The sequence below is a fragment of the Bradyrhizobium oligotrophicum genome, from assembly GCF_051168495.1.
Lineage (GTDB): Bacteria > Pseudomonadota > Alphaproteobacteria > Rhizobiales > Xanthobacteraceae > Bradyrhizobium > Bradyrhizobium oligotrophicum_A.
The window spans coordinates 68666-90514 of sequence record NZ_JBNPVB010000018.1 but is presented as its reverse complement, the minus strand read 5'-3'; the positions used below and the strand labels follow the sequence as shown (position 1 = coordinate 90514).

General features: G+C 66.0%; 17 protein-coding genes. 7 read left to right on the top strand and 10 right to left on the bottom strand.

Translation table 11 applies throughout. The annotated features are described in order from the left end of the window. Positions 1–92 precede the first annotated feature (92 nt). On the top strand, positions 93–1604 hold the full coding sequence (locus tag ACQR1B_RS28125) for an acetyl-CoA acetyltransferase (RefSeq protein WP_434835633.1): 1512 nt from the start codon (positions 93–95) through the stop codon (positions 1602–1604). 32 nt (positions 1605–1636) lie between these two features. Here ACQR1B_RS28125 and ACQR1B_RS28120 read toward each other — a convergent pair whose 3' ends face one another. From ACQR1B_RS28120 to ltnD, 10 genes are all read right to left on the bottom strand, one after another. Further along, on the bottom strand, positions 1637–1975 hold the full coding sequence (locus ACQR1B_RS28120; RefSeq protein ID WP_434835634.1) for a hypothetical protein: 339 nt from the start codon (positions 1973–1975) through the stop codon (positions 1637–1639). A 99-nt stretch (positions 1976–2074) separates the two neighbouring features. Next, on the bottom strand, positions 2075–3205 hold the full coding sequence (locus ACQR1B_RS28115; protein ID WP_434835635.1) for a J domain-containing protein: 1131 nt from the start codon (positions 3203–3205) through the stop codon (positions 2075–2077). Positions 3206–3244: 39 nt separating this feature from the next. Then, entirely contained in the window at positions 3245–4237 is a 993-nt protein-coding gene (locus tag ACQR1B_RS28110) for an MBL fold metallo-hydrolase (RefSeq protein ID WP_434835636.1), read from the bottom strand. Positions 4238–4491: 254 nt separating this feature from the next. After that, entirely contained in the window at positions 4492–6183 is a 1692-nt protein-coding gene (locus ACQR1B_RS28105; protein ID WP_434835637.1) for a methyl-accepting chemotaxis protein, read from the bottom strand. A 198-nt stretch (positions 6184–6381) separates the two neighbouring features. Further along, a complete protein-coding gene (locus tag ACQR1B_RS28100) occupies positions 6382–8010 on the bottom strand; it encodes a methyl-accepting chemotaxis protein (protein WP_434835704.1) in 1629 nt (542 codons plus the stop codon). Positions 8011–8677: 667 nt separating this feature from the next. Beyond that, entirely contained in the window at positions 8678–10705 is a 2028-nt protein-coding gene (locus tag ACQR1B_RS28095) for a methyl-accepting chemotaxis protein (RefSeq protein ID WP_434835638.1), read from the bottom strand. A gap of 279 nt (positions 10706–10984) precedes the next feature. Continuing rightward, positions 10985–12676 (bottom strand): methyl-accepting chemotaxis protein, encoded by a 1692-nt coding sequence (locus ACQR1B_RS28090; protein ID WP_434835639.1) that lies wholly within the window; start codon positions 12674–12676, stop codon positions 10985–10987. Positions 12677–12861: 185 nt separating this feature from the next. Beyond that, positions 12862–14139, bottom strand: coding sequence for a 3-oxo-tetronate kinase (gene otnK / locus ACQR1B_RS28085; protein WP_434835640.1), 1278 nt, complete (start codon positions 14137–14139; stop codon positions 12862–12864). Then, on the bottom strand, positions 14136–14918 hold the full coding sequence (gene otnI / locus ACQR1B_RS28080; RefSeq protein WP_434835641.1) for a 2-oxo-tetronate isomerase: 783 nt from the start codon (positions 14916–14918) through the stop codon (positions 14136–14138). Before otnI ends, otnK begins: the two co-directional genes overlap by 4 nt. A gap of 32 nt (positions 14919–14950) precedes the next feature. Next, positions 14951–15859 (bottom strand): L-threonate dehydrogenase, encoded by a 909-nt coding sequence (gene ltnD / locus ACQR1B_RS28075; protein ID WP_434835642.1) that lies wholly within the window; start codon positions 15857–15859, stop codon positions 14951–14953. A gap of 132 nt (positions 15860–15991) precedes the next feature. Between ltnD and otnC the strand changes: the two genes are divergently transcribed. From otnC to ACQR1B_RS28045, 6 genes are all read left to right on the top strand, one after another. After that, positions 15992–16654, top strand: a complete 663-nt coding sequence (gene otnC / locus ACQR1B_RS28070; RefSeq protein WP_434835643.1) for a 3-oxo-tetronate 4-phosphate decarboxylase — start codon at positions 15992–15994, stop codon at positions 16652–16654. 24 nt (positions 16655–16678) lie between these two features. After that, on the top strand, positions 16679–16891 hold the full coding sequence (locus tag ACQR1B_RS28065) for a hypothetical protein (protein WP_434835644.1): 213 nt from the start codon (positions 16679–16681) through the stop codon (positions 16889–16891). A 540-nt stretch (positions 16892–17431) separates the two neighbouring features. Further along, on the top strand, positions 17432–18466 hold the full coding sequence (locus ACQR1B_RS28060; protein WP_434835645.1) for an ABC transporter ATP-binding protein: 1035 nt from the start codon (positions 17432–17434) through the stop codon (positions 18464–18466). 39 nt (positions 18467–18505) lie between these two features. Beyond that, the gene (locus ACQR1B_RS28055) at positions 18506–19795 is read left to right on the top strand and encodes an ABC transporter substrate-binding protein (protein WP_434835646.1); all 1290 of its coding nucleotides are present in this window, start codon (positions 18506–18508) and stop codon (positions 19793–19795) included. An 83-nt stretch (positions 19796–19878) separates the two neighbouring features. After that, positions 19879–20814, top strand: coding sequence for an ABC transporter permease (locus ACQR1B_RS28050; RefSeq protein ID WP_434835647.1), 936 nt, complete (start codon positions 19879–19881; stop codon positions 20812–20814). Positions 20815–20816: 2 nt separating this feature from the next. Beyond that, positions 20817–21719 (top strand): ABC transporter permease, encoded by a 903-nt coding sequence (locus tag ACQR1B_RS28045; protein WP_434835648.1) that lies wholly within the window; start codon positions 20817–20819, stop codon positions 21717–21719. The last annotated feature ends 130 nt before the right edge of the window (positions 21720–21849 follow it).

Here is a 21849-nt window from a genome sequence, read left to right as displayed (position 1 = left end):
GCGCGGTCGAACCTGCGATGACAGAACGGAGACAAGACAACAATGCAAGACAACAATGATGGTCCGTCACGGGCCGCTTCCTGGAAACGCCCATGACTGCAACTGCCCGGCCCGCGGAGCGCATTCCCGTCATCGTCGGCGTCGGCGAGATCGTCGATCGCACCAAGGAGCTCGCTGAGGGATTGGAGCCGCTGGCGCTGCTCGAACAGGCGATCCGTCGCGCGGAAAACGACGCCGGCGTCAAGCTGATCCACGAGCTGGGCTCGCTCGACGTCGTCAACTTCCTGAGCTGGCGCTACCGTGATCCGGAGCAGTTGCTGGCGCAGCGGCTCGGCGTCAGGCCGGCGCACTGCCATTACGGCCCGGTCGGTGGCGAGAGCCCGATCCGCTTCCTGCACGAGGCGGCACTGCGCATCGCACGCGGCGAATGCGAGGTCGCCGTGGTCTGCGGCGCCGAGGCGCAGTCGACCGCGACCAAGGCGGAACGCGCCGGCGTCACCCTGCCATGGACGCCGTTCGCCCACGATGTCGAGGAGCCGAAGCGCGGCGCCGCCTTCCAGAAACCGCTGGCCGTGCAGCTCGGCGTGTTCCGCCCGGTCACGGTGTATCCGTTCTACGAGGTCGCGAGCTCCGCCAGATGGGGCCAGACGCCGCAGCAGGCGCTCGCCGAATCCGGCGAGCTGTGGTCGCGGTTCTCGGCGGTCGCGGCCTACAATCCGAATGCCTGGCTGAAGCGGCACTTTGCGCCGGAGGAGATCACCACGGCGTCAGCCGACAACCGCCCGATCGCCTGGCCCTACACCAAGCTGATGGTCGCCAATCCCATGGTCAACATGGGGGCTGCGCTGATCCTGACCAGCCTGGCCAAGGCGCGCGCCGCCGGCATTGCCGAGCATCGCATGATCTATCCGCTCGGCGGCGCATCGGCGGAAGACCCGCGCGACTATCTCACGCGCGATCAGTTCGCCGAGAGCCATCCGCAGAACGCGGTGCTGCAGGCGGCGATGAACCTCGTCGGCGGCAATGGCTCGGCGTTCGACGTGATCGAGCTCTACAGCTGCTTCCCCTGCGTGCCCAAGATGGCGCGGCGGACGCTCGGCCTCGGTGCCGACGTCGAGCCGACCGTCACCGGCGGGCTGACCTTCTTCGGCGCGCCGCTCAACACCTACATGACGCATGCCGCCTGCGCCATGGTGCGGCGGCTGCGCGGCGGCGCCAAGCGCGGCCTGCTCTACGGCCAGGGCGGCTTCGTCACCAAGCATCATGCGCTGGTGATCTCGCGCGAGCCGCCATCGGCGCTGTCGCAGGACGTCAGCGTGCAGGCGGAGGCCGACCGCCATCGCACCCCGGCACCGGAGTTCGTCGCCGAAGCCGGCGGCCACGGCAAGGTCGAGAGCTTCACCGCGCTGTATGACCGCAATGGCGAGGTCGAGCATGGCGTGGTGATGCTGCGGACGGAGCAGGACACGCGTACGCTCGCGCGCGTGCCCGCCCGGGACGACGCGACGCTGGCCCGGCTGATGAAGCCGGACAAGACGCCGGTGGGCGCGCTCGGTCCCATCACCATGGCCGCCGATGGCGTGCCGGAGTGGCGGGTCAGTTAGTTGCACCGACAACGGCCGGTGCGGATCACGCCTCAAACCGCCCGCGCCTCGCGCTGCCAGCGCGCATAGGCCTCTTCCCAGGCGGGCTCGACGTCGGCCACGAAGCCGAGTGTCCTGCCGCTGCCGAGATCGCGGAAGCCGATCATGGCGCTCCGATGCGCGCCGCTCCGCACGTAGTCGCGCATGCTGGCTTCGTCGGACCAGACCGTCAGCGTGTGGAAGATGCCGTTCACCGGACGGAGCACGACCCGCACATTGCCCGGCGCGTTGCGCGCCTGTCGCGTCGCGCGCAGCGTGTTCCACCAGAACCGCGCCAGACGAAACAAGCCCCCGTGCGGGCGAAAGCCGGTCACCGAGACGTACACGCTCATCGTTCGCTCCAGGATCGCCGCGTCGCCCGCCGCGGAGGGATTTGAAGCAAAACGATGGCCAGCCCGTTCTGGATGCCCGGGAACGCGTGGAAGGGCTGTTCAGCGTGGCGCCGTGGCGGGAGCGGATCCGGGCTCGGTCTCGGTCGGCAGCGCTCCGGTCGTCTCGGGGCCGGGCTGACGCGGCGGCGGGGCGGCGCTGTTACCGGCCAGAAGCTGCTCGCGCTTGCGCGCCAGCGCATCGTCGCGGCGGGCCGCCGCGGTCGCCAGCTCAGGGTTCAGCTTGAGCGCCTGATTGAAGTCGGCGAGCGCACGGTCGTAGCGCCCCTTGGCGAGCCAGATGGCGCCGCGGTCGCTGTACAAGTCGGCATCGCTGAAGCTCATGCGCACCGCGCGATCGAGATCCACCAGGGCCTCGTCGAGATCGCCCTTCTGCTGTAGCGCGAGCGCGCTATCGTGCAACAGCGCCGGATTGTTCGGATCGAGACGAATCGCCCGCTCATAGTCGGCCACCGCGCGGTCCCAGCGGCCTCTGCGGCCGAGGTCCTTGGCGCGATAGCGATAGATGTCGGCGATTCGCGGCGCGAGCCGGATCGCCTCGTCAAAGTCGGCGATGGCGCCATCGAGATCACCCTGCCGGCTGCGCTCCAGCCCTCGCCTCACGAAGCCCGCGGCGGTCGCCGGCGACGGCGGCGGGACCGGCGCCTCGGCCACAGGCTCCGGAGACGACAACGGCACCGGGCTGCCCGCAACCACCGGCGGCGCGGCCGGCGGCACATCGACCGCCGCGTTTCGGACGGCTGGCGCCGGCTCGCCGCCCGACTCGCGCGGCGGCCGGGATCGCAGCGGAGGCGCGGGCTGCAGCGTCACCGAGCGCGTTGCCGCCGGTCTGTTCACCCAATCACCCAGCGAGGGAAACAGCAGGATCTCGAGCCCGATCAGGACCACGCTGAGCACCGCGGTCGCGCCGGTGAACTGCAGGATCGCCTTCCAACGTTCCCGGCGGACACGACTCCGCTCGAGGGCGAGCTCTTCGTCATATTCGGCGCGCAGATCGGGATCGCGCAGCACCTTGTAGGCGATGATGATCATCTTGAGCTGATGGTCCGCCGCCGCGTCGCCAGTGCCCCTGAGATCCGGATGGTGCGCCTTCGCCGCCTGGCGGAACGCCCGCTTGATCGTATCGAGATCGGCACGCGGCGAAATCCCGAGCACCTCGTAGTGCGTTTTCATAATGTTGCCCCGAGGCCTCATCTGGATCTGCGTTCGGAATCATGCAGAGAGCATGTCGAGCGCGTAGTGAGCGCCATCGCGAACTAGCCGGCCAAATCCCGGCCATGGAAAATGCGAGCCGCAGATCAGCATCCCGTCGGCGATCACCCTGTCGAGCAATCTGCGCCGGCTGACCTCGGCAGCCGCACCATCCTGGTCGTACGCACCACGCCAATCCGGATGGCGCAGGCTGAGCGCCGGCACATAGGCCGTGTCGCCGGAGATCATCAACTGCTCAGCGCCGGAGCTGAGATGAAAGGCGGTGTGTCCCGGCGTATGCCCATAGGCACTGACGAAACGGACGCCGGGCACCACCTCGTCCTCCCCCTCGACCGGCAGCACGTTCTTCCAGCCAGGAAGCACGCCCTGGATGCGACGGGCCAATGTCTGCCGCCATGGCGGCAGGCGGCTGGTCAAAGATGGATCGGTCCAGAATTTGTACTCGGCCGCAGCCACGATGATCTCGGCATTGGGAAACACGGGCGCATTGGTATCCTCGCCGAGCAGTCCGAAAATATGATCGGGATGGAAGTGCGAGATCAGGATGGTGTCGACGTCCTGGGGACGAATGCCGGCCGCCTTGAGATTGCCCAGCATGTGGCCGGACACGAAGATGGAGTCGGAATTGTAACCCTGCACCTGACCGCCGCCGCCGGCATCGCACAGCACCGTCTTGCCCTTCAGCCGCACCACATAGGTGCTGATCGGAATCGGGACGAAGGCCGCGTCGAGGCCGGACGCGCGCAGCGCAGCCTTGACGTCATTGACGCCGGCATTGCTCAGGAAGCCCGCCTCGTGCGGCTTCTCCCATATGCCGTCATAGAGCGCGATCACCTCAGCCTCACCGACGGCGATCCGGCGAAAGCCGCGCTCGGGGTCCGAGGTGCGGCGGCGAGGCTTGGCGGCGACGGCAAGAGGCGCATCGAGACCAAAGGCCGCGGCAGCGATCGCGGCCGACAGCACCAAGGTCCTGCGGGAGGGTCCGCACGCCATTACATTATTCGCCACAAAATTGTACCGCTGGTTGAAAAATTTTGAAATACAAGGAAAGCTGTGCACCGTAGCGGGATTATGGCGGGATGGCGGCGTTTCTGGCCGGAGGCCTGCTTCCTTGGTCCAATGCGACGCGCGCGCGAGTTCGGCCTGCTCGCGTCGAGGCATGGCCTGGTGGCGTACAAGAACGAAGACGGCGCCCGATGGGGCGCCGTCGTTCGACTATCGCATATCGTCAGACAGGCAGCCGCCGATCAGGCGGCGCGGACCGACTGCAGGAAGCGGCTGACCTCCTGCTTGAGCTTGTTGCTGTCGCCCGAGAGCTGGCGTGCCGCCTGGAGGACCTGGCTCGAGGTGTCGCCGGTCTCGCTGGCTCCGCGCTGCACGTCGCTGACGTTGGACGAGACCTCCTGCGTGCCGGACGCAGCCTGCTGGATGTTGCGGGAGATCTCGGAGGTGGCCGCGCCCTGCTCCTCAACGGCGGCGGCGACCGTCGAGGCGATCTCGGACAGCCGTTCGATCGTCATCGAGATCTCGCGGATGGCGCCGACGGATTCCTGCGTGGCGGCCTGGATGCCGGAGATCTGCTGGCCGATCTCGCCGGTGGCCTTTGCGGTCTGCTCGGCCAGCGCCTTGACCTCGGAGGCGACGACCGCGAAACCGCGGCCGGCCTCGCCCGCCCGCGCGGCCTCGATCGTCGCGTTGAGCGCCAGCAGGTTGGTCTGGCCCGCAATCGTGTTGATCAATTCGACGACATCGCCGATGCGGGTCGCGGCTTTGGACAACTCGGCGACCCGGTCATTGGTCCGGCGCGCCTGATCGACGGCGTCGGAGGCGATGCGCGCCGATTCCTGGACCTGGCGGCTGATCTCCCGGACCGATGACGTCAGCTCTTCGGTCGCAGAGGCGACGGCCTGAACGTTCGCGGACGCCTCCTCGGAGGCACCGGCAACGCTGGTCGACAATTGCTGCGCACGCATCGCCGTGCTGGACAGCGAATTGGCCGAGCTCTCGAGATGGTTGGCGGCCGAGGAGACGGTGTCGACGATGTTGCCGATGGCCCCTTCGAAGTTGTCGGCAAGCGACGACATCTCCTGCTTGCGCGTGACGGCTGCGTGGCGTTCCTGCTCGACGAGCTCCTTGGCATTGAAGCGCACCATCGTCTGCACGGTCTGCAGGTTGCGCAGGGCACGGCCGATCTCGTCGTCACGCTCGATGCGCATGCGGGTGTCGAGCTTGCCCTGGGTGATGCTCTCCATCGTCTCGTTCAGATGGTTCAGCGGCCCGACGACCACGCTCAGCGTACGCAGGCCGATCAGGCCGCACAGCACGATCCCTGCAACGGCGATCGCCACAGCGGCCATGCCGCCGAGTCCACCGTCGCCGAACGAGAACACGCCGAGCGCGATCAGGAACAGCGTCTGCAGCCCGATCAGCGTCCGCAGCCGGGCCGAGACCGTCCCACTGAACATCGCGAGATGGTCGAACACGGAGCGACGACGGACGATGCCGTCATCGATCTTGTAGCCGTGCGGCTTGTTTTCCCGGATCGCGGCATAGACCTGCTCCGCCTCCGCACGCTGGTCGGAAGGCAGCCTGGTGCGCACCGACGTGTAGCCGACGACCTGGCCGTCCTTGCAGATCGGCGACGCCGTCGCCAGAACCCAGTAATAGTCGCCGTTCTTGCGCCGGTTCTTCACCGCGCCGACCCAGGGGCGGCCGGCCTTCAGCGTGCTCCAGAGATTGTCGAAGGCCTCGGGGGGCATGTCCGGATGGCGCACGATGTTGTGCGGCTGGCCCATCAGTTCGGCTTCGGTAAAGCCGGCGGCGTCGACGAAATCCTTGTTGAAGAAGGTCAACTTTCCCTTGGTGTCGGTCTTCGATACGATGAGGGTGTCATCCGTAATGGGATATTCGACATTGGTAACGGGCAAATTCTTGCGCATGGCAGCTCTCGGAGTAGGAAGGGTGCGACTTCAGTCTTGCCCGCACTGGCTCGACCTGAATCTTAGGCAATGATGAATCATTCATTGCAGGCACCGATTAACTCAGACTGAAATTTTGCAACCGTAGAAGTACGCGCCGGCGGCAACCATGTTGCCGTCGTTGCCGATGATGAGTCGCTGAGGCTTTGCTGCTGCGGATCAGGCGGCGCGGACCGTCTGCAGGAAACGGGACACTTCGGCCTTCAACCGGCTGCTGTCGGAAGACAGCGCCTGCGCCGCCGAGAGCACCTCGGACGAAGCGGAGCCGGTCTCGTTGGCGCCGCGCTGGACTTCGACGATGTTGCTTGAGACGTCCCTCGTACCCTGCGAGGCGTGCTGCACGTTGCGGGAAATCTCCTGCGTCGCGGCGCCCTGCTCTTCGACCGCGGCGGCGATCGTCGATGCGATCTCCGACAGCTTCTCGATGGTTCCCGAAATCTCCCTGATGGCGCCGACCGATTCCTGCGTTGCGCTCTGGATGCCGGAGATCTGCTGACCGATTTCGCCGGTCGCCTTGGAGGTCTGCTCGGCGAGCGCCTTGACCTCGGTCGCGACCACGGCGAAGCCGCGGCCGGCCTCGCCGGCACGGGCCGCCTCGATGGTGGCGTTCAGCGCGAGCAGGTTGGTCTGGCCGGCGATGGTGTTGATGAGCTCGACGACGTCGCCGATCCGCGCGGCCGCCTTGGACAGTTCGCTCACCTGCTCGTTGGTCCGGCGCGCCTGATGGACGGCCTCGTTGGCCATACGGGCGGATTCCTGCACCTGCCGGCTGATCTCGGTGACCGATGATGACAGTTCCTCCGTGGCCGAGGCGACCGACTGCACGTTGGTCGAGGCCATTTCGGATGCCGACGCCACCGTCGTCGTGATCTCCTGCGCATGTTCGGCGGACCGGCTCAGCGAATTGGCCGACGCTTCCAGCCGTCCCGAAGCACTGGACACGGCGTTCACGATGTCGCCGACGGTCTGCTCGAACCGGCCGGCCAGATCCATCATGTCGCGACGGCGATTCTCGGCCTGGCGGCGCTCCGTTACCTTCTGCTCGGCTTCGAGTGCCTGAACGCGGACGGCATTATCCTTGAAGATCTGGACCGCCTTCGCCATGTCGCCGACTTCGTCACGGCGCTCGGAGAACGGGATCGTGACGCTCAGATCGTTCGCCGCGAGCCGCCCCATCGCGGCGGTCATGCTCGTGATCGCCCGCGTGATCGTGACATTGATGACGAACATCGAGATCAGCGCGATCAGGGCCATCCCAGCCCCGCCCGCCATGATCGCGATCTTCGACGACGCCAGAGCCGCGTCGGCAGCATCGGCACGCGTCTTCAGAAGCGACTCTTCAGCGTCGACCGCTTCCTTCACCAGGCCGCGGAGACCATCCATGTATTTCTTGCCGGCACCGGACGATTCGAGGTTGCGGGCCTCCGCCACCGTCTGCGGATTGCGCATCAGCGCGATCTCTTTCTCCGCCACGTCCTGCCGCCAGCCGGTCGCGGCGCGCTCGATCTCATCGAAGCGCCGCTGCTGGGCGGCATTGTCGGACGTCAGCTTCTTCACCTCGCCGAGCGCCTTCTTGAAAGCCGTGTCCGAATTCCGGTACGGCTCCAGGAAATTATCCGTGCCGCCGACCAGGAAGCCGCGCACGCCGGTTTCCGCATCGACCATCGCCGACACCAGCAGCTTGGCCTGCTCCATGACCTGATAAGTGTGGACGGTCCACTGATTGTTCTGGGCCAGCGTCGACAGGTTCTGCCAGGTCACGACGCTCGCGACCAGAGACACGATCATGGTCATCAGGAAGGCCGTCCCGACCTTGCGCGACGTCTTCATATTCATCAGAAGGGCGAGCATATGGATCCTTTGAGCAGGCTCGGCGGCCCCGCCCGACTGCAGGTGCGGCGAATTGTGCCAATCTCGGCAAATTGTCGCCGACGGTTGAAATGTTGATTAACTTTCGGGGCCGTAGTTCACCGGGTCACTCGCAGGCCAATCCGGTGTCCGACACCCACACGGGTGGGGCCGCGCGCCCGCGGAACAGAGGCGCGGCCGGTGACCACACCGGGCTGTCGACGCCATGATTTCGTGACGGCGCCCGCCGCGATGACCGAGGAAATTCCGACAGCCTCTCGATCGTGCCGAAGATCTCTCTGATGGCGCCGACCGACTGCTGGGTCACCACCTGAATGCTGCCGATCTCACCGCCGGCCTCGCCGGCCCGCCACGCCCGGTCGCATCGAGCGTCAGCTTGGTCTGGCCGCCTACGGCCGGATGGTCGGCCGACGAAGCGATGACAGCTCGTAGACGGGCGCGTTTCCGGCGGATCGGCAATGACACGCCATCGATTGACGGGACGCGCAGACGTTCTCAATTTCCGGCGCTGTGGCTTGCCGGACCGGACGAATGCGGATGCCCGCACAGACCAGCCGGTCCGCGCGAGCATCCCATGACGAAGCCCCTAGGCTGCCCGCACCGAGCCGAGGAAGCTCGCGACCTCCTGCTTCAGGCGGTTGCTGTCGCCGGACAGCGCCTGCGCCGCAGCGAGCACCTGCGCCGAGGCCGAGCCGGTCTCGGTCGCGCCGCGCTCGACGTCCGTGATGTTGGCCGAGACCTGCTGCGTGCCGTGTGCCGCCTGCTGCACGTTGCGCGAAATTTCCTGCGTCGCGGCGCCCTGTTCCTCGACCGCGGCGGCGATGGTCGACGAGATCTCGGACAGCTTCTCGATCGTGGCGGAGATTTCCTTGATGGCGCCGACCGATTCCTGGGTCGCCGCCTGGATGCTCGAGATCTGCTGGCCGATCTCGCCGGTGGCCTTGGCCGTCTGCTCCGCCAGCGCCTTGACCTCGGAGGCGACCACGGCGAAGCCGCGGCCGGCATCGCCGGCGCGCGCCGCCTCGATGGTGGCGTTGAGCGCCAAGAGGTTGGTCTGGCCGGCGATGGTGTTGATCAGCTCGACGACGTCGCCGATGCGGGTGGCGGCCTTCGACAGCTCGCTGACGCGGCCGGTCGTGGTGCGGGCCTGGCCGACGGCCTCGTTGGCGATGCGTGCCGATTCCTGCACCTGACGGCTGATCTCGTTGACCGAGGAGGCCATCTGCTCGGTGGCGGACGCGACCGACTGGACGTTGGTGGTGGCTTCCTCGGAGGCCGATGCGACCGCGGTGGTCAGTCCCTGCGACCGTGTCGCGGCGTGGGTCAGCGTGGTCGCGGACTGTTCGAGCTGGCTGGAGGCTGCCGACACGGTGTCGACGATCTCGCCGACCGCCGCTTCGAACTGCTCGGCGAGCCGCTGCATGTCGGCCCGGCGCTGGCGCACCGCGATCGCGTCCTGCGCGCTCTTCTCCTCGGCCTCGGCGCGCGCCTTCTCTTCGGCATTGCCACGGATCACGGTCACGGTCTTGGCGAGATCGCCGATCTCGTCGCCGCGCGCGGCGCCGGGAATTTCGATGTCGAGCCGGCCGCGGGCCATGTCGCCGAGCGCACCGTTGAGCCGCGTCAACGGCCAGGCAATGCCGAAGAATGAGAACACGACCGAGCAGACCACGGAGACCAGAACGGCCAACCCGACGATCAGCGTGATTCGGCTCGCCTGCGAGGCGACCTCGTTGGCGTCCTGCCTGGCGCTGGCGTTGCGGGCGCGCGCGTCCTGAATCGACGCAGTCATCAGCTCGCCGGCTTCGGCGAGATATTTGAGCGTGCGGTCGCGAACCAGCATTTCCTTGACGCCCTCGGTCTTGACCACTTCCTCGTTGGCGACGACGAAATCGGACGCGACGCCGTTCAGCTTGGTGATCGCAGCCTGGATTTCGCGGTCGTCCGCGAGCATGCGGGCGTCGGACAGAGAACTCTTCACCACCGGCACGGTCTGCTTCACCAGGGCAATCGTGGACGCGTCACCGGTCACGCCGAAGCGCCAGGCCTGCGCGCTCACATAGTTCAGCTTGGCATCGGCGGCATGGAGCTGCCGCTCGATCCGCTCGCGAAAGGCGAGGTTCGGCAGCGTCGGCGAGGACAGCACGGCCTGCAGCCCCTTGGTCCATTCGTTGGAAACGGCGGTGCGCTTGTCGATCTGCAGCAGCAGGGTCTTTTGCGCCTCCGCCAGGTCGACGGCGCCGGAGGCATAGCTCGTCATCAGTTCCTTGAGACGGGTCAGGCGGGAACGATTTTCGCTCGTGGTGACATTGGCGAGGGCGGCATCGATGTCCGTGACCATGGCAGCCGAGAACTGCCGAATATCGGCGCCGGCCTTCTCGGCCTCGCCCGGCACCCGCGCCAGCCGCGCCGTGCGGCCCGCCAGCTGGCTCTGCTGCATGTTGATGCTGGCCGACATCACGCTTTCGACCACCCGGCGCGCGCGCTCGGCCTGTTCATTGGCCCGATCGACCGCAGCCCCCGCGATCATCTGATTTACGATCATGCCGACCGCGAGCGTTGCGCCGATGGCGCCAGCAAGACCGAGTTTATTGCCAATCCGATTCAGTTTCATTGCCCAACCCACATGTGGACGCGTCACGCGACCGTCTCCATGCCGGTATAGGGGTGAGGCCGCATAAATACCGTTAATGCTGCGCCGCAAGTACGAGATTCCCGAAAAAAACTTCGATGTTCGAACGATCATGCCCCTGAAAAAAGGTCCTGACGGGCACGTGGACAGGCTCAATTCTCCGGACGCATGCGCTGAAGCAGCATGAAGGCCGGAACGACGTTCCGGCCTTCTCGGCTCACAAGACAGGGTTTGAAATAGCCCCTGCCGCTGAAACCCCGGTCAGGCAGCCCGGACCGAGGTCAGGAATTTCGCGACCTCCTGTCGCAGCCGGTTGCTGTCGCCCGACAGCGCCTGCGCCGCCGACAGCACCTGTGACGACGCCGCGCCGGTGTCCGCAGCACCACGCTCGACATCGGTGATGGTAGAGGAAACCTGCTGCGTCCCCTGCGCCGCCTGCTGCACGTTGCGCGAAATCTCCTGGGTCGCCGCGCCCTGCTCCTCGACCGCGGCCGCAATCGTCGACGAGATCTCCGACAGCCGCTCGATGCTCGAGGAGATTTCCTTGATGGCGTTGACCGACTCCTGGGTGGCGACCTGGATGCCCGAAATCTGCTGGCCGATCTCGCCGGTGGCCTTGGCGGTCTGCTCGGCGAGCGCCTTCACCTCGGAGGCGACCACCGCGAAGCCACGCCCGGCCTCGCCGGCACGGGCCGCCTCGATCGTGGCATTGAGGGCGAGCAGGTTGGTCTGGCCGGCGATCGTACTGATCAGCTCGACGACGTCGCCGATGCGCGTCGCAGCCTTCGACAGCTCGCTGACGCGATCGGTCGTATGACGCGCCTGCCCAACCGCCTCGTTGGCCATGCGGGCGGATTGCTGAACCTGGCGGCTGATCTCGTTGACCGACCCGGCCATCTGCTCGGTCGCCGACGCCACCGACTGCACGTTCGTGGTGGCTTCCTCCGAGGCCGCGGCCACCGTGGTGGCGAGCTGCTTGGAACGTTGTGCGGTCGCGGTCAGCGTGCCGGCCGAGCTTTCGAGCTGGGTCGAGGCCGATGACACCGTGTTCACGATCTCGCCGATCATCGCCTCGAACTCGCGGGTGATGCCGTCGACACGATGGCCGCGCTCGATCTTGGCTTCGGCGTCGCGCGCGGCAGCCTCGTCGGCCGCCTTCTTGGCGATCAGCGCCTCCTTGAACAGCTGCAACGCATCCGCCATGGTGCCGATCTCGGTCTTCTCCCCGCGATGCGGAACGTCGACGGCGAGATCGCCCTCGCCGAGCGCCTGCATCGGCTTGACGATCGACGCGATGCCGGCGGAGACGTCGCGTACCATCAGCCAGCTGAGCGCGATGCCGACGATCAGCGCGACCCCAAGCATCAGTCCGACCACCAGCAGCGCCGACGCATAGTGGTCCCCGGCATTCTTGAATGCGCTGTCGGCGCCGCGATTGTTGAGCTCGATGTCCTGCTTCAGCATCACGTCGGCATCGGTCAGCAGCTTGTTGACCTTCTTGCTGTTGAGCTCGTTCGCCTCTCGCGGAATCTGCCCCGCCTCCTTGCGCGACACCGCCAGCACCTCGTCGACGCCGCGCTTGTACTCCTCCCAGATCCTCGACCAGTCATTGAAGATCGCGCGTTCCTCGTCGCTCGTGATCAACGGTTGGTAGACTTGGATGGTCTTGGCGATCGAATCGAAATTCGCGCTGAGCGCCTTTTCGACGCGGACCTTGGCTTCAAGCGTCTCCGCCAGCAGATGGGCACGCACGATGTTGCGGTTCATCACCACGGCTTGCTGCAATTCGCCCAGCGTGCGGACGCTCGGCAGCCAACTGGTGGCGATATCGACCGTATTCGCATTGATGGCGCGCATGTTGATGACCGCCTGCAGGCCCATGCCGGTAATGGCGGCGAGCAGGAACGCGACGACCGTGACGATCTTCGCGCGGATCGAGTATTTGGCGAGCATGGCCTTTGTCTCTTCTTCGGGCGCTCGAGGAGGCGCCGGCAGCATCAGTTGACACCGGCAGATCCCCATCCACCCGCCGGCTGCAAACCGGGACGACGCCGAAAGCCGCAAGAGCCGAATCCGAAAATCTCCCGTAAATCTACGGAAGACCAAAACAATTTAAATCGACTTAAATAGACCTGCGCCTAGCGCATGAGAGCGAGCGCATCACTGAAAAATTGCGGCCCCCCGAAATTGCCGGACTTCAGGGCCAGCAGCATGTCGCCTGCTTTGCCCCCGACGGCTCGAAGCACAGGCACGCCGGCCGCAATCTCGCGTCCGACCAGGAAGCCGGGAATCTTCAGACGATCGACCACGGCGCCGGAGGTTTCGCCGCCCGCGACGATCAGTCGCCTCACACCCGCATCGATCAGTCCATCCGCGAGATCGGCCATCGCCTGCTCGATCGCATGGCCGGCGGCCTCGCGACCGTGCCTGGCCTGCAGCGCACTGACCTGATCCGGCGTCGCGCTGGAGGCGATCAGCACCGGCCCGTTGCCGATCCGTTCGAGTGCCCACGCCAACGCCCGCCGCGTCTCGTCCGGGCCCACGACCAGGCCGGCCGCGTCGAGATGGAGCACCGGCATGATGCTCTCGGCCCGCGCGATCTGCTGCAAGGTCGCCTGCGAGCAGCTGCCGGCGAGGCACGCCGCCATGCCGCCGACCGGCGCATCGCCGTGATGCCCGAGGCCGTGCGCATGCACGTGCCCTTCATCGACCAGCGCCCGCGCCAGACCGAGCCCGATCCCGGAGGCGCCGACCGACACGCGGCTCGCCAAGGCTGCCGCACCGACGGCGGTCAGATCGGCATCGAACACGGCGTCGATGATGGCGGCGCCGATGCCCTGCCCGGCGAGTTCGGCGAGGCGATGGCCGATCGCCTCGGGACCGTGCACGACGGTGGTGAGATCGACGAGCCCGATCTTCCTCTTGCTCTGCTGGCCGAGCACGCGCACCAGATTGGCATCGTGCATCGGGTTGAGCGGATGATCCTTGAGCGGGCTCTCGTTGAGCGGTACACCGCCGACGAACAGGTTGCCCTGGTAGACGGTCCGCCTGGTTTCCGGGAAGGCCGGCGTCACCAGCACGATCGTGTCGCCGGCATCGCTGGCCAGCGCGTCCATGACCGGGCCGATGTTGCCGCCATCGGTGGAATCGAACGTCGAACAGATCTTGAACAGGACGTGGCGGGCGCCCCGGGCGCGCAGCCATCCATCCGCCTCGCGCGAGCGCGCGACGGCGAGCGAGGCTTCGATCGAGCGGCTCTTCAAGGATACCACCACGGCGTCGACCTCGGGCAGCGCCAGATCATCCGCCGGCACGCCGATGGTCTGCACCGTGCGCAGTCCGGCGCGGGTGAGCGTGTTGGCGAGGTCGGACGCGCCGGTGTAGTCGTCGGCGATGCAGCCGAGCTTCAGGGTCACGGCTTCACTCCCTTGTAGGGCGCGAACCAGGCGAGCCCTTCCTCGGTGCGGCCGCGCGGATTGTACTCGCAGCCGACGAAGCCGGCATAGCCGAGCCGGTCGAGCTCGGCGAACAGGAACGGATAGTTCAACTCCTCGCCATCGGGCTCGTTGCGCGAGGGAATGCTGGCGATCTGGACGTGGCCGGTGATGTCCATCATCTCGCGCAGCCGCATCGTGACGTCGCCATGGATGATCTGGCAGTGATAGATGTCGAACTGCAGCTTCAGGTTCGGAATTTTCAGATCGCGGAGGAGATCGCGGGCGAAGCCGAAATCGTTGAGAAAGTATCCAGGCACATTACGCGCATTGATCGGCTCGATCACGACGTCGAGGCCATGGGGCGCGAAGAACTCTGCCGCCCACGCCACCGACTTGGCATAAGCCTCCACGGCCTTCGCATCGCTGCGCTCCGCGATCCCCGCCATCATGTGCAGCCGCTTCACTCCGGTCGCCTTGGCATAAGGCAGCGCCGTCTCCAGGCTCGCCTTGAGATCGTCGAAACGCTCCGGCAGTGCGGCAAAGCCTTTCTCGCCGGCATCCCAATTGCCGGGCGGCAGGTTGAACAGCGCCTGCGTCAGACCGTTGTCGCGCAGCCGCCTGCCGACCTCCTCGGCCGGATGATCATAGGGAAATAGGAACTCCACCGCGGTGAAGCCGGCCGCGGCGGCGGCCGCGAAGCGGTCGAGAAACGGATGTTCGGTGAACATCATCGAGAGATTGGCGGCGAAGCGCGGCATGGCGTGACCACTCGTCTTGTTGTTACTTGTTGTTATTTGGAGGGACCCGGCAGCTTGGTGCCGGTGACCTGCGCATACATCCGCGCCACCGAGGCGTCGTCGTCGCGGCCCATGCCGGCGGCTGCCGTCATCAGGAACATCTGCAGCGCGGCGGCCGACACCGGCACCGGGAAGCGATGGCTGCGCGCCATGTCCTGGATGATGCCGAGATCCTTGACGAAGATCTCGACCGCGCTGCGCGGCGTGTAGTCGCCGTCGAGCACATGCGGCATGCGGTTCTCGAACATCCAGGAATTGCCGGCGGACGCGGTGATGACCTCATAGACCTTGCGGATGTCGAGGCCCTGCTTGGCGGCGAAGGCGATGGCCTCGCTGGCGGCGGCGATGTGCACGCCGGCGAGCAGCTGGTTGATCATCTTGAACGCGGCGCCCTGGCCCGCGGCATCGCCGAGCTCATAGAGCTTGGCCGCCATCGCATCGAGCGCCGGCCGCGCCTTGGCGAAGGCCGCCGGGGTGCCCGAGGCGAGAATGGTCAACTCGCCTTGCGCCGCGCGCTGCGCGCCGCCGGAGATCGGTGCGTCGAGGTAATGCCGGCCGGTTGCTTCGAGCTGCTTGGCGAGCCGGCGCGCCACATCGGGGTCCATGGTCGCGGAGGACACGAATACGGCCTCCTTCGGCATGGTCTCGGCGGCCCCGCCAGGGCCGAACAGAATGGCTTCCGTCTGCGCCGCATTGACCACGACGCTGACGACGATGTCAGCGCCCGCCGCCGCCTCAGCCGGGCTGCTTGCGCCCTCGCCACCATCGGCGACGAAGCGCGCCACGGCATCGGCCGAGACGTCGCATCCGGTGACCGCGAAGCCCGCACGCTTGAGCGAGGTCGCCATGCCGAATCCCATCGAGCCGAGCCCGATCACGGCGACGTTCAATTGCGATGGCATGCGGCAAATCCCTGAAGCGTTTCCTGGCGGCGTCCGATTGCCCCGGACTACGGGCTTGGGTATCACGGCTTGGCCGGCTTGCCAAAGCGTGAGACAAAGCGGCAGGGACGAACGAACAAGGACGAGAGAGCTGTGGCGGAATCTGCGATTCGCGAGGCCATCTGCCGGTTCGGCCGCTCGCTGTTCGAGCGCGGGCTGACGCCGGGCTCGTCCGGCAACATCAGCGTGCGGCTCGACGATGGCGGCTGGCTGGTGACGCCGACCAATGCCTCGCTCGGCTTCCTCGATCCGGCCCGGCTGTCGCGGCTCGATGCTGCGGGAAGACTGGTCTCGGGCGACGCGCCGACCAAGGAGGTGCCGCTGCACACGGCGCTGTACCAGACGCGCGATGCGGCGCGCGCCGTGGTGCATCTGCACTCGACGCATTCGGTCGCGATCTCGATGCTGCCGGAGATCGATCCGTTGATGGCGCTGCCGCCGCTGACACCCTATTATTTGATGCGCTGCGGTCAGACCGCGCTGGTGCCGTATCATCGCCCGGGCGATCCCGCCGTCGCCGACGCCATCAAGGGTCTCGCCGGCAAATACGCCTCGGTGCTGCTCGCCAATCACGGGCCCGTCGTGTCCGGCGACACGCTCGAGGCCGCCGTGTTCGCGATGGAGGAGTTGGAGGAAACGGCAAAGCTCTATCTGCTGCTGCGCGGGCTCAATCCGCGTCACCTGTCGCCGCAGCAGGTCGACGATCTGGTGAAAGTGTTCGGCCTCAGCCTGCCTGATCACCCCGGTCATCATTGACCCAGCCGGCGAGGATGGAGGCGCATGCAATACCCCGCACCATCGCCCGCCGAGATCGAAGCCGCCGCCCAGATTCTGTTTGAAGAAGCCCGCTTCTATCGCTGGTTTCAGATCTCGACCGACTCCTACGACCTGTTCGCCGAGTCCGATCCGATCGGAGTCAGCGAATTGCGCGGCATCGCCGAACGGATGCTGCTGGCGGCCGCCCAGGCCAAACGACAGGCGCGGCTGCGCTAGCCGGGAGGCGCCTGCGCCGCCGTGTCGCTCGTCAAGCCGCCTTGCCTCCAGACGGCATTAATGCCTAAGATTGAGGCAGAATCTGGCTGTGCAGGCACTCAGCCGCCGCTCGATGGATAGGCAGACCTCGGCAGTGCCCCGTCGGATTGGCGTGGGTGCACGGCCAGCCTTCCACCGTCGATTGCAGCGTAATCTGCCGCGTTCGCCAAGCGCATTGAAGGGACTCCATAAAGTGCCCCCCACAGCGCCGCGGTTGCCGCTGTTTTCCTGGGTCATCGCCCGGCCCGCGCCCGCCGCAGGCCGGAGCGGGAGGCATGCTCTGGCCCATTGTATACGCGACCGCACCCGGCGCGCACGCGTCGTGCAGCGCGCCATCCGCGGGCCAGTCGTTGGCATATCCGTTGCAGACGACTTCGATACAGAAGACTTCGATACAGAAGACTTCGCTACAGACGTTCCTCGGGTCGGCAGCCGGGCGCCCGATCGTGCAGGCGATGAACTGACCCGGTTTCAGATAACGACTTAGGACACGGAGGGCGGATGGCGGCGGGCGCGAGCTTGGAACTGGTGAAGGTGACGAAGATGTACGGTCACGTCACCGCCGTCGATGCGATCGACCTGCGGATTCCCGCCGGCTCCTATTGCTGCCTGCTCGGCCCGTCCGGCTGCGGCAAAACCTCCACCCTGCGCATGATCGCCGGCCATGAGTCCGCGACGTCCGGCGACATCATCGTCGGCGCCAGGAACGTCACGGAGCTGCCGCCCGCGGGCCGCGGCACCGCGATGATGTTTCAGTCCTACGCGCTGTTTCCGCATCTCTCGGTGATCGACAACGTCGCCTTCGCGCTGAAGATGAAGGGCGTGTCGAAGCCCGAGCGTCATGCGAAAGCACGCGAGCTGCTCGAACTCGTGGACATGCAGAGCTATGCCGGCCGCCTGCCGGCGCAGCTCTCCGGCGGGCAGCAGCAGCGCGTGGCGCTCGCGCGCGCGCTGATCACCTCGCCGCAGATTCTTCTGCTCGACGAGCCGCTGTCGGCGCTCGATCCGTTCCTGCGGCTGCGCATGCGCGCCGAATTGAAGCGGCTGCAGCGCGAGCTCGGCCTCACCTTCATCCATGTCACGCACGGCCAGGACGAGGCGATGGCGCTGTCCGATCTCGTGGTGCTGATGAATGGCGGCAAGATCGAGCAGCAGGGCAGCCCGCGCGAGATCTTCAACCATCCGCGCACCGAATTCGCGGCCCGCTTCATCGGCGGCCACAACGTCATTCCGCTCAAGGGCGAGACCTTTGCTGTGCGTGTCGACCGCATCCAGCTGAAGGCGCCGAATGCCGCCATCGACGGTCCCACGGTGCCCGGCACGATCAGCAAGATCGAATATCAGGGCACCTACGTCCTGGTCGCGGTGGCGACCGACGGCGGTCCCGAAATCTCGGCCCAGCTCAGCGACGACCAATTCGATGCGGAGACGCATAGCATCGGCGAGCGCGTGGTCGTGACCTGGAATCCGGCTCTGGCCGATGCGCTGACGCCGCGCCCCGCTGCAGCCGCCGAAGCGGCCGAGCTCGTCGCCTGATTTCGTTTGCCCGTTCCTTCTGTCCTCAAGGAGATGATCATGACTGATCGATCGAAGTCCAAATCCATCAGCCGCCGCTCGCTGCTCAAGGGCGCGGCCGGCGTCGCCGGCCTCGCCGGCACCGGCACGCTGCTCAGCGCGCCCTACGTTCATGCCGCCGACCCGAAGGTGCTGCGCTATCTCGGCACCGCCGTGAACGAGGGCGACGAGATCGCCAAGAAGTGCCTCGCCGACACCGGCATCAAGATCGAATACATCACCGCGACCACCGACGACGTCACCAAGCGCGTCATCACCCAGCCGAACTCCTTCGACGTGCTCGACACCGAATATTTCTCGCTGAAGAAGCTCGTGCCGTCGGGCAACATCTTCCCGCTCGATGCGCGCAAGATCAAGGAGTTCAACAACATCACGCCCGTCTTCACCAAGGGCGAGCTGCCGAACGGCAAGAAGATCGGCGGCCAGGGCACCGCGCCCTGGAAGGTGCTGTATCTCGACGGCCCGAACTCCAAGACCTTCTCGGCGACGCCGACCGAATACGTCACGCTGATTCCGACAGTGTACAACGCCGACACGCTCGGCATCCGTCCCGACCTGATCAAGCGCCCGATCTCGTCCTGGGCCGAGCTGCTCAACCCCGAATTCAAGGGCAAGGCCTCGATCCTCAACATCCCCTCGATCGGCATCATGGACGCCGCCCTCGTCGTCGAGGCCACCGGCCAGTACAAATATGCCGACAAGGGCAACATGACCAAGGCCGAGATCGACCTCACCATGAAGGTGCTGACCGAAGCCAAGAAGGCCGGCCAGTTCCGCGCCTTCTGGAAGGACTTCAACGAGTCGGTCAACCTGATGGCCTCCGGCGAGACGGTGATCCAGTCGATGTGGTCGCCGGCCGTCACCAAGGTGCGCTCGATGGGCATCCCTTGCGTGTTCCAGCCGCTCAAGGAAGGCTACCGCTCCTGGGCCTCGGGCTTCTGCGTCTCCAAGGCCGTCGCCGGCGGACCGAAGCTCGACTGGGCCTACGAGTTCGTCAACTGGTATCTCTCGGGCTGGGCCGGCGCCTATCTCAACCGCCAGGGCTACTACTCCGCCGTGCTCTCCACCGCCAAGGCCAACATGACCGAGGACGAATGGGGCTACTGGATGGGAGGCAAGCCGGCCAAGGCCGACATCAAGGCGCCGGACGGCACCCTGATGGAGAAGGCCGGCGCCGTGCGCGACGGCGGCTCCTACGAGGAGCGCATGGGCGGCGTCGTGTGCTGGAACGCCGTCATGGACGAAAACGACTACATGGTCCGCAAGTGGAACGAGTTCATCGCCGCGTGATATAACCACCATCGCTGCCGCGCCCGTGACGTCATGGGCGCGGCAGTTCTTCCGCTCAGCATCCGCATCGGACAGGTTCGCACGTGGCCGTGACGATCGACAATTCGCCCGACACCGTCGCGCCGGCCGAGAGCGGCTTGCGCAAGTTCACCATGCGCTCGATCGCCTGGCTGCAGGCCGGCCCGATGACGCTGGTGTTCGCGCTGTTCTTCCTGCTGCCGCTGGTGCTCGTCGTCATCGTCAGCGTCTGGGACTACAATGAATATGAGATGATCCCGGCGTTCAGCTTCCGCGGCTATACCGACACCTTCGAAGGCTGCGTCGCCAACCTGCCCGAGCTCTGCACCATCCTGAAGACCTATCTGAAGACCTTGAAGCTCTGCCTGCTGACCTGGGCCCTGACCTTGCTGATCGGCTTCTGGGTCGCCTACTTCCTCGCCTTCCACGTCCGCAGCAAGACCTGGCAGATCGTGCTGTCGCTGTTGTGCACGATCCCGTTCTGGACCTCCAACGTCATCCGCATGATCGCCTGGATCCCCCTGCTCGGCCGCAACGGCCTGGTCAACCAGGGCCTGGTCGGCGCCGGATTCATCAACAAGCCGGTCGAGTGGCTGCTGTTCTCCGAATTCTCGGTGGTGCTGGCGCTGGTCCACCTGTTCACCTTCTTCATGGTGGTGCCGATCTTCAATTCGATGATCCGCATCGACAAGCGCCTGATCGAGGCCGCCTATGATGCCGGCGCGTCCGGCTGGCAGACGCTGGTCAACATCATCATTCCCCTGGCCAAGCCCGGCATCGTGATCGGCTCGATCTTCGTCATCACCATCGTGATGGGCGACTTCGTCACCATCGGCGTGATGGGCGGCCAGCAGATCGCCTCCGCCGGCAAGATCATCGAGGCGCGGCTCTCGGCGCTGCAATTCCCGGCCGCCGCGGCCAATGCGGTGATCCTGCTCGGCATCACGATCATCATCATCTCCGCGCTGACGCGGATCGTCGACGTGCGCAAGGAACTGTGACGATGGGAGACAAGCGCCCCCGCTCGTTCTACATCCTCGCGCTATTCTTTGCCGCCTACGTGCTGTTCCTGTACGGGCCGATGATCGCGATCTATATCCTGTCGTTCCAGGGCCCCGACGGCGGCTTGACCTTCCCGATGAACGGCGTGTCGCTGACCTGGTTCGGCAAGGTGTTTTCCGGCGGCGGCATCGTCGACATCGGCGCCGCCTTCAAGCGGTCGCTGATGCTCGGCCTCGTGGTGATGGTGATCACGGTGGTGCTGTCGGTCGCCGCCGGCATGGCGTTCCGCAAACCGTTCCGCGGCGCCTCGATCCTGTTCTACACCGCGATCGCCAGCCTGATCATGCCCTCGATCATCACCTCGCTCGGCATCGCCCTGGAGTTCCGCCTGATCGACGACTTCATCAACAAGCACGCGGCTGATTACGGCCTCGGCTGGCTGGCCGAGGGCCATACCACCGCGATGGGCCTGTTCACGTCAGGTCTCGGCGCGCACCTGACCTGGACCTTGCCGTTCGGCCTCCTGATCATGTTCGCGATCTTCAACCGCTTCGACGGCCGCCTCGAGGAAGCCGCCCGCGATCTCGGCGCCACGCCGTGGCAGACCTTCCGCCACGTCGTGCTGCCGATCATCCTGCCGTCCGTGGTCGGCATCGGCCTGTTCGGCTTCACCTTGTCCTGGGATGAACTGGCCCGTTCGAGCCAGGCCATCGGCTCGGTGAACACGCTGCCGCTGGAATTGCAGGGGTTGACGACAACGGTGACGAAGCCGGATATTTACGCGCTGGGCACGCTGACCTCGGCGGTGTCGTTCGTGGTGATCTTCGCCGCGCTGTCGGTCATCCTGGTGCTGCAGGCGCGCCAGCGCCGGCAGGGATCGGATGCGGGCAAGGGGATGGTGTAAACATCCAATGACGGACGTCGTACCGATCAAACGCGTTGCCGCGACGTTTGACAACAAACAACGAGCGCGGTGCCAATGAATGTGCCCTCTCCCCTTGTGGGAGAGGGCATGTAGGAAAGTGCCGCAAGCT

What these genes read in the sequence shown, in the direction of transcription:
- ACQR1B_RS28090 (WP_434835639.1), bottom strand. Translation starts at nt 12,676, where the DNA reads ATGCTCGCCAAATACTCGATCCGCGCGAAGATCGTCACGGTCGTCGCG.
- ltnD (WP_434835642.1), bottom strand. Translation starts at nt 15,859, where the DNA reads ATGCCATCGCAATTGAACGTCGCCGTGATCGGGCTCGGCTCGATGGGA.
- ACQR1B_RS28115 (WP_434835635.1), bottom strand. Translation starts at nt 3,205, where the DNA reads ATGAAAACGCACTACGAGGTGCTCGGGATTTCGCCGCGTGCCGATCTC.
- ACQR1B_RS28045 (WP_434835648.1), top strand. Translation starts at nt 20,817, where the DNA reads ATGGGAGACAAGCGCCCCCGCTCGTTCTACATCCTCGCGCTATTCTTT.
- ACQR1B_RS28120 (WP_434835634.1), bottom strand. Translation starts at nt 1,975, where the DNA reads ATGAGCGTGTACGTCTCGGTGACCGGCTTTCGCCCGCACGGGGGCTTG.
- ACQR1B_RS28125 (WP_434835633.1), top strand. Translation starts at nt 93, where the DNA reads ATGACTGCAACTGCCCGGCCCGCGGAGCGCATTCCCGTCATCGTCGGC.
- ACQR1B_RS28110 (WP_434835636.1), bottom strand. Translation starts at nt 4,237, where the DNA reads ATGGCGTGCGGACCCTCCCGCAGGACCTTGGTGCTGTCGGCCGCGATC.
- ACQR1B_RS28055 (WP_434835646.1), top strand. Translation starts at nt 18,506, where the DNA reads ATGACTGATCGATCGAAGTCCAAATCCATCAGCCGCCGCTCGCTGCTC.
- ACQR1B_RS28060 (WP_434835645.1), top strand. Translation starts at nt 17,432, where the DNA reads ATGGCGGCGGGCGCGAGCTTGGAACTGGTGAAGGTGACGAAGATGTAC.
- ACQR1B_RS28065 (WP_434835644.1), top strand. Translation starts at nt 16,679, where the DNA reads ATGCAATACCCCGCACCATCGCCCGCCGAGATCGAAGCCGCCGCCCAG.
- ACQR1B_RS28105 (WP_434835637.1), bottom strand. Translation starts at nt 6,183, where the DNA reads ATGCGCAAGAATTTGCCCGTTACCAATGTCGAATATCCCATTACGGAT.
- ACQR1B_RS28100 (WP_434835704.1), bottom strand. Translation starts at nt 8,010, where the DNA reads ATGATCGTGTCTCTGGTCGCGAGCGTCGTGACCTGGCAGAACCTGTCG.
- otnI (WP_434835641.1), bottom strand. Translation starts at nt 14,918, where the DNA reads ATGCCGCGCTTCGCCGCCAATCTCTCGATGATGTTCACCGAACATCCG.
- ACQR1B_RS28095 (WP_434835638.1), bottom strand. Translation starts at nt 10,705, where the DNA reads ATGAAACTGAATCGGATTGGCAATAAACTCGGTCTTGCTGGCGCCATC.